We start from the raw sequence: 3,302 nt of genomic DNA, 5'->3' as shown, positions 1-3,302 counted from the left end.
TCCTCCACGGAGAAACTCCTTCCCTATTCCAAGACAGGGACGGATTCCCAGAAATCATAAGTCAGAAGAAGGTGGGCCCCAGATCGCGCTTACAGCGGCGCGTCAAAAGCGCAGCCATGTTTCAAACACCCGCCGCAGCAGGAAGCCACGCGCCAGCGATACGACGACGAATACCAACCCGATCGCCAGATGCTCGCCAAGCGCGGCCTCGATCCCGAACCATGGGAACACGACGATCTGTGTGACGATCGCCAGGACGTAGCCGAGGGAGACATTCGTGGCGGCCTCGACCATCGACATGGTGCGCGTCTGCATCAGGCTGCATCCTTCTGTTCGTGTTCGCGGAGACGCCCTCTCCTCCGGTCCTTCCATGGACCTCCAGCCGACGGAGTGATTAGTCTGCACTGACGCAATCCGAGAGGAGCGAGTTTCGACATGACAAAGCACACGAACGACGATNTCGTTCCCGCCGCTCGACCGATCGCACCAAAATCGGTCGACGCCTTCATCGACCGAATGAAGGGTGTTGCTGCAGGCGAGCTGAAAAGTCTCGAGGAGGTCGTTCTCAATACCAAGGTCCGGGTATTCGGCAACGTCGCCATCGCGATGGCGGTGTGTGGCATGTCCGAAAACGGTTCCGAACCCCAGCGCGGTGTGGAGGCCATCTTGCTGGTCAAGGATCAGGGCCGCTGGCGCGTTGCGGCTCAAGCCTGGGACATGGAGACGGCCGAGAAAATGATCCCCGCCGAATTGCTCGACGGGAACTGACCGCAGCTTGCATCACGCCGCATCCTTCTGTTCGCCGTCACCCAGACGCTCCGTCTTCGCGTCCCCGTAGGTTCGGCCGTCGCCATCGAGGATCGCGTCCTTCCCGGTTTCGGCCTGCCAGCGCTCGACGGCGACATCGACATAGGCCGGGCTGATCTCCATCGCGAAGACGCGGCGGCCATTGGCCTCGCCCGCCATGATCTGAGACCCGGACCCGGCGAACGGCTCGTAGCAGACACCGCCGCGGGCCACGTGCTGGCGCATCGGGATGCCGAACGCGTCGAGTGGCTTCGGCGTCGGATGATCGGGGCGCTCGTCCTTCGTGAAACTGGGCATCTCCCAGGTCGAGGGCAGCGTCTGCTCGGCCACCTTCGGCGGGCGGTTCGGGCGGCGCCAGCCCATGAAACAGGGCTCGTGCTTCCAGAGGTAATGCGACCGGGTGAGCACCCCGCGATCCTTCACCCAGATGATCTGCTGGTGCACGAAGGCCCCGGCCTTTTCCCAGCAGGCTTCCAGCATCGCCTGTCGGCGCGAAGCGTGCCAGCAGTACCAGGCCGCATCCTCGGTGATCGCCTCGGCGACGGCGGCGGAAATGAAGCCGTCATAGAGTTCGGCCCCTTGCGAACTGTCGTCCCATGTATTGCCGTAGGACTGCGACCAATCCTTGTTGCGGGTCGGGTGGTTCGAGCCGTCATAATCCACCAGATACGGCGGATCGGTCGCGAACAGCACCGCGCGCTCGCCACTCATCAGGCGGCGGACCTCCGTCTCGCTGGTGCTGTCGCCACACAGCAGCCGGTGGTCGCCGAGGATCCACAGATCGCCGGTGCGCGACGCCGGATTGCGCGGCGGTTCGGGGATCACCACCGGCGGCGTGGAGCCTCCGTCGCCGCCCGCTTCCTCGTCGCTGTCGGCGACATAGGCCAGCAGCTTGTCCAGCTCGCCGTCGGAGAACCCGACCAGCGACAGGTCGAAATCCTCGGCCAGCAATTCGTTCAATTCCGCCGACAGCAGCGCCTCGTCCCAGGTGCCAAGTTCGGTGAGTTTATTATCAGCGATCCGGTAGGCGCGCCGCTGCGCCTCGGTCAGATGGCCCAGCACGATCACCGGCGCTTCCGTCAGCCCCAGCTGCGTGGCGGCAAGCACCCGCCCGTGGCCCGCGATCAATTCGCCGTCGTCCGCGACCAGACAGGGAACCGTCCAGCCGAACTCGGCCATGCTGGCGGCGATCTTCGCGACCTGGTCCGCGCCGTGCTGCTTGGCGTTCTTCGCATATGGCTGGAGCCTGGCCAGCGGCCATTGCTCGATCCGCTCGGGGGCGAAGGCGAGGGTCATTTTGATGATCCTGTTCGATTGGGTGCGGAGGGGAGCAAGAGCGAGAAGGGCGAAAACACGCTGGGTCCGGATTGCCTTCACAAGGCGCCGACCAGCATGATCCGGACCACTTGCCCGGATCGGCTCTGCATCGTCCTGAGTTTACAAACATATCACTGGCAGATTATCGTCTGTCGTGTTTCTGGGAGGCTCTGACACCGATGACTCCGCATGACGGCGAGTATTTCGGCAGCGCAGATCAACAGGCACTGCTGCGACGCGGCAGGGCGATGTTCGACTTGATCGGCGACGATGCGCGCTTCGGATATTATGGACGCACAGTCGGGCTCGCCTCTTCCGACTCCGGGTCAATCGACATGCTCGCGGCTCTGGCCAAACTGCAGGGCAACAGCAATTGCGCGATCCTGCCTGATGCGGACCTGCCCCGGTGGCGTGCCGCGGCCGAGGCGCGGGGCCTTGTGCCAGTCCACTATGCTCGCTGGTCGGGCGCGGACGCGGCGATGCAGGCCGCCCGCGAGATCGTCGGCAGTCATGCATTGCCGGACGATCTGACGATTGTGCGCATTGGACCGGAGGCGCCGGACGCGCACCTATCCCAACTGGCTGCGCTATCTCTCGCCTGCGGGGTCCTCCCTCCGGCAGGATCGGCCTTGCGCGGTCTGGACAAGCCGGGGCTCGCCCTGTTGGCGCTGGATGGCAGCGGGCGCGGTGTTTCTTGCGCGGCGGCAGCGTCCTACCTTCATGATCGACACCCGCTTGCCCGACAGTGCTGGTGGGGAATGCTCGCGACGATCCCGGAGCGCCGCGGCCAGCGCCTCGCGCTCGTCCTCGGGGCGATGGCCATGTTGGACGCATCCGAACGGCTGGGCTTCACCGAGGTGTTCACGGGCGTCGAACCCGGCAACGCCGCATCCGAAGCCGTGTGTGAGCGCCTCGGTCTAACGCGAGAAACGAGCAGCGTTTTGGGTGTCGCCGATCCAAGCCTGTTGCCGGGTGGGCGAATGACTAAATAGCCGCGTCCTCAGCGCGAGGTGGACTCCGACGATGCGGAATCCGGTGGATTCCAAGGTGGACTCCCAAGCGCCAGGTATCCACCTCGGAGTCCACCGTAAGCGCGATCTGGGGCCCACCTTCTTCTGACTTATGATTTCTGGGAATCCGTCCCTGTCTTGGAATAGGGAAGGAGTTTCTCCGTGGAG

Annotated in this window: 3 protein-coding genes; 1 reads left to right on the top strand and 2 read right to left on the bottom strand. The window is 64.2% G+C overall.

The annotated features are described in order from the left end of the window. Positions 1 to 102 precede the first annotated feature (102 nt). Entirely contained in the window at positions 103 to 315 is a 213-nt protein-coding gene (locus tag V8324_RS21395) for a DUF7220 family protein (protein ID WP_336421916.1), read from the bottom strand. A 465-nt stretch (positions 316 to 780) separates the two neighbouring features. Continuing rightward, on the bottom strand, positions 781 to 2,103 hold the full coding sequence (locus V8324_RS21390) for a site-specific DNA-methyltransferase (protein WP_336421915.1): 1,323 nt from the start codon (positions 2,101 to 2,103) through the stop codon (positions 781 to 783). A 200-nt stretch (positions 2,104 to 2,303) separates the two neighbouring features. Here V8324_RS21390 and V8324_RS21385 point away from each other — a divergent pair, with 200 nt between their 5' ends. Beyond that, positions 2,304 to 3,116 (top strand): GNAT family N-acetyltransferase, encoded by an 813-nt coding sequence (locus V8324_RS21385; RefSeq protein ID WP_336421914.1) that lies wholly within the window; start codon positions 2,304 to 2,306, stop codon positions 3,114 to 3,116. The last annotated feature ends 186 nt before the right edge of the window (positions 3,117 to 3,302 follow it).

This window comes from Roseovarius sp. D22-M7 (genome assembly GCF_037083785.1).
In the GTDB taxonomy this organism is placed as follows: Bacteria; Pseudomonadota; Alphaproteobacteria; order Rhodobacterales; family Rhodobacteraceae; genus Roseovarius.
Note: the sequence above shows the minus strand (reverse complement) of the source record. Positions and strands in the feature narration are given on the sequence as shown.